The following is a 4,249-nucleotide window of genomic DNA, read 5'->3' as shown; positions in this document are numbered from 1 at the left end:
ACGTTTCACCAGTCCAGTTGATAACGGAGAGATATTGCCGTTTAATACACGAGGTTTGCCTTATCCTGAGGGATATCAAGTTTACCACCAGTATGAAATTGTAAAAGATATTAATTTAGAAAATATAAAAAGTGGTTATAAATTATTATCAGAAAATGATAAAATTGTACTATCTAAATTGATGAAAGATCGTCACTTTACTTTGGAAGATATGGCAAATCCGCAAAAGGGACAAATCGCTAAAATATTCGGCCAAGGTGGAGGTACACAAATAAAATTTAGTACAAGTGTTGTTTGGTACGAAAAAATGGGGGTCTTAAAGGAGGTTGTCAAATAATGATTAGCTTAGAAAAAGAGCGATTGGAACTTTTATCAGATATTCACAAATTGGGATATGAAAGTTTGAGATATTCCATTTTCAATGATCATAGACCAAGGGAGTGGGAAACAAGAATAGAATATAATCCTGAATTAGAAGTATATGAAGTATATTCGACAATGGACAGAGCAAGTACGAATGGTAAAGATTCATACCAAAACTTTCAAGAAGCACGGATTCGTTTCATAGGAATTCTTGAAAACGTTGTTTTCATAAATAGATATTATGTTGACGAAGGCATAGGTGCAGAATATCCATCACCATTATGGGATAAAACCGATGATTGATATTGAGAACATGAAATGTATAGTTGAACAAGAAATTAAAAAACGTCATTATGAGAGCTTACATTATGTTTTATTTGACGAAACTAAACGTCTTCCTTGGGCATTTCACCTTTATCAGAAAAATGGAAAATTTTATGTTGATGGTCGAGATGATCAATCATATATAGTTGGACATAGCAAAGAGTACGATAATTTTGGAAGTGCAAAGAAAGATTTTTTTGAAAAATTAGAACTCGTTATAGAATCTAATAAACTGAATATACAATTAGGATTGCCAGTAGAATATCCATCACCATTATGGGATGAAAAAGAGGATAACTAGAAGATGAGAGACGAAGCCAAAGAACGTTCTGAACTTTTATTAGCCATTCAAGATTTAGGATATGAGTCTTTAAGATATTCTATTTTTAATGAACACAGACCTTCTGAGTGGGAAACTAGGATAGATTATAATCCAGAATTGGAATTGTATGAAATTTACTCAACAATGGATCGAGCAAGTACAGGAAGTATTTTTAAGTTTAAAACATTTGAAGAAGCAAAAGAAAAATTTATCCATAATCTGAAGTTAACAGTTTTTATAAATAAAACTTCTGTAGAAAATGGAGAAGTTCCTGAATACTCCTCTCCACTCTGGGATGATGTCACAGAATAATAAATAACACCCTATTTTATGGTAGAATAAATGAAGCAAGAGTTTACCGATAAACCATTGGTAAACTCTTACTGTACAAGGACGGTTATTACCAGATTGATGGTGATTTTCATACATCAGCAAGGCTGGCGATACCACTTACTTTAGCTTAGGAGATGATTGGAATAAAATTACAGTTAGTCTTGAATGAAAGATTGTCAAAATATGGAAATCCAGTGGATGTGCTATCTGATGTGAAGAAGTGGCAAATCGCTAAAGTATTTGGTCAGGGAGGTGGAACTCAAATTCAGCTAAACCATTGGTAAACTCTTACTGTACAAGAATGGTTACTACCATATTGATAGTCACCTGCATACAAAGCTGCCAAGTCAGGTATTTACAAACCTTCATAGTGCTTTAAAGAGTTCACGGGACGATTTGAAGAGTGAAATTGAGCTCTTGAAGACGACTAAGAGTGATATTTCAGACTTGGTGAGCTATGATGGAAGCAGTCATACCAGCACGGTCATGGACTATAACTTTCTGCTCAATCAGATCAAGAACTTGGATAGCTCCATCACTCAGTATGAAAGTAACCATGCGAGTCAGGATTTGGTCGCCTTTAAGGAACTTCTAGCTGCGACCAAGGCCTTGATAACAGAACATGCAGGGAAGACACGTACGGTAGGGACTTATCAGTCAGGAGATTTTGCCAAACTCAAGTCTGTTCAACGCTTTGCGATAGCCTACAAACAGGCGACCCAGCAGATGGAGAGTCGCGTTGAGTGCGTGAAGGCTGCCCAGGAGCGAGACAAGGTCCGTTTTGAGGCCTTGGCTCGATCAGATAAGGGTTGGAAAGACATGGCTGTTAGCGCATTGACTATCATTGTCGGAGTGACAGCCATCGTAGTTACATGGGGCTCTGCGACTCCTTTAGTTGTTGCAGGCGGTATCGTCGGTCTTGGGAAAACATTGATTTTAAGCCCATCTTGAAACTTATTCAAATAGAAATGTTTCCAACTAGGTCTTAAGAAAGCTCGTAAAGCATCAAATAATAGAAGAATAAAATTTAATATAAAAAAATCCCATCAGAATATTTCTGGTGGGATTTTTGGTGGGGAACCAATCAATTTTGATTGATTTTTAACCTTTTATAATAACTGAAAATGCTGTTAAATCAACCATTTCACTTCAAATCATATTTATAAATCATTCCCACTCAACAGTTGCAGGTGGTTTACTTGTAATGTCGTAGACGATACGGTTAACGTGATCTACTTCATTTACGATACGTACAGAAATCTTTTGAAGGACTTCCCAAGGAATTTTGGCAAAGTCAGCTGTCATACCATCGATAGAAGTGATCGCACGAATGGCGATTGTGTAGTCATAAGTACGACCATCACCCATAACCCCGACTGAACGAACGCCTGTGTTGACAGTGAAGTATTGCCAGATACCGCGGTCCAGACCAGCTTTAGCGATTTCCTCACGAAGAATAGCGTCTGACTCACGAACAGTTTCTAGTTTTTCTTCAGTGATTTCCCCCATGACACGGATAGCAAGTCCTGGTCCAGGGAATGGCTGGCGCCATACGATGTGGTCTGGCATACCAAGCTCTGTACCGAGGGCACGGACTTCGTCTTTATAAAGAGTGTTCAATGGTTCAATCAATTCAAACTGCATGTCTTCTGGAAGACCACCCACGTTGTGGTGTGATTTGATGGTTTGAGCAGTATCTGTACCAGACTCAATCACGTCAGTGTAAAGCGTTCCTTGAGCAAGGAATTTCACATCTTTTAGCTTACTTGCTTCGTCATCAAAGACATAAACAAACTCATTACCGATGATTTTACGTTTTTGTTCAGGGTCAGAAACGCCAGCAAGTTTGTCAAGGAAGCGTTTTGCAGCGTCTGCTTTAACGATATTCAAACCAAACTTACCACCAAGCATGTCCATAACTTGGTCAGCCTCTCCCTTACGGAGAAGACCGTGGTCTACAAAGATACAGATTAATTGATCACCGATCGCTTTTTGAAGAAGAACTCCAACAACAGAAGAGTCAACACCACCTGATAGACCGAGAAGAACACGCTTGTCACCTACAGTTTCACGGATTTTTTTGATCTGCATATCGATAAAGTTGTCCATTGACCAATCACCCTTAGCTTTACAGATGTTAAGGGCAAAGTTGCGAAGGATATCATTTCCGTATACAGAATGACGAACTTCTGGGTGGAATTGGATACCATAGATGTGCTTGTCAGGGTTTTCAATAGCTGCATAAGGACAGTCAGCAGAAGTACCAGTACGAACGAAATCAGCTGGAATCTCTGTAACCGCATCGCCATGGCTCATCAAAACAATCTGTTCTTCAGGAGTCCCTTCAAAGAGGGCAGAAGTGGTATGAGTAAGTGGTGATTGGCCATACTCGCGGTTACCAGCATCACCTGCAGGGACAACTTTTCCACCAAGTTTATGAGTTAAAAGTTGCATACCATAGCATATTCCTAAAATTGGAATGCCAAGTTCAAAAATTTCTGGGTCAATATCAAATGAACCATCTTCGTATACAGAGTTTGGTCCACCAGAGAGGATGATCCCTACAGGGTTAATCGCACGAACCTCTGCAGCTGAGATTTTATGACTTTTTAACTCTGAAAAAACACCGATTTCACGAATACGGCGTGAAATCAGCTGGTTGTATTGGCTACCATAGTCCAGCACGATGATTTTTTCGACATCTTGCAAATCAGTTGAAATGTTGCTCATCTTGTTCCTTTCTCAAAAGAAATATCTTTTTCAATATTCTATCACAAATAGGGGCGAATTACCAACTAAACAAGGCAAAGTTTGACTTTTTCTTAGCAAATACGGTACAATGGAGAAAATAAAGAAAAGAAGTGAGAATCATGTTACCAGCTTATATGAAGATTCATGATCAGATAA

At 38.5% G+C, this 4,249-nt stretch carries 6 protein-coding genes; 5 read left to right on the top strand and 1 reads right to left on the bottom strand.

Features of this window, described 5'->3' with window-relative positions; translation table 11 throughout:
• The 5 genes from SORDD15_RS03270 to SORDD15_RS10455 form a co-directional block, all read left to right on the top strand.
• Positions 1 to 337 (top strand): glycohydrolase toxin TNT-related protein (locus SORDD15_RS03270; RefSeq protein ID WP_081102381.1); only part of this gene is annotated, 337 nt, incomplete at its 5' end.
• Entirely contained in the window at positions 337 to 666 is a 330-nt protein-coding gene (locus SORDD15_RS03265) for an Imm59 family immunity protein (protein WP_061414313.1), read from the top strand. The genes SORDD15_RS03270 and SORDD15_RS03265, both read left to right, overlap by 1 nt.
• Positions 659 to 988, top strand: a complete 330-nt coding sequence (locus SORDD15_RS03260; RefSeq protein ID WP_061414310.1) for an Imm59 family immunity protein — start codon at positions 659 to 661, stop codon at positions 986 to 988. The genes SORDD15_RS03265 and SORDD15_RS03260 overlap by 8 nt, the downstream gene beginning before the upstream one ends.
• 3 nt (positions 989 to 991) lie before the next feature.
• Entirely contained in the window at positions 992 to 1,321 is a 330-nt protein-coding gene (locus SORDD15_RS03255; RefSeq protein WP_061414307.1) for an Imm59 family immunity protein, read from the top strand.
• 417 nt (positions 1,322 to 1,738) lie between these two features.
• Positions 1,739 to 2,293 (top strand): hypothetical protein, encoded by a 555-nt coding sequence (locus tag SORDD15_RS10455; RefSeq protein WP_231097616.1) that lies wholly within the window; start codon positions 1,739 to 1,741, stop codon positions 2,291 to 2,293.
• Between the two features lie 216 nt (positions 2,294 to 2,509).
• On the opposite strand, the gene guaA is transcribed toward SORDD15_RS10455, so the two are convergent.
• Positions 2,510 to 4,072 (bottom strand): glutamine-hydrolyzing GMP synthase, encoded by a 1,563-nt coding sequence (gene guaA, locus SORDD15_RS03245; protein ID WP_061414304.1) that lies wholly within the window; start codon positions 4,070 to 4,072, stop codon positions 2,510 to 2,512.
• Positions 4,073 to 4,249 lie beyond the last annotated feature (177 nt).

The organism is Streptococcus oralis, from assembly GCF_001578935.1.
In the GTDB taxonomy this organism is placed as follows: domain Bacteria; phylum Bacillota; class Bacilli; order Lactobacillales; family Streptococcaceae; genus Streptococcus; species Streptococcus oralis_R.
Note: the sequence above shows the minus strand (reverse complement) of the source record. Positions and strands in the feature narration are given on the sequence as shown.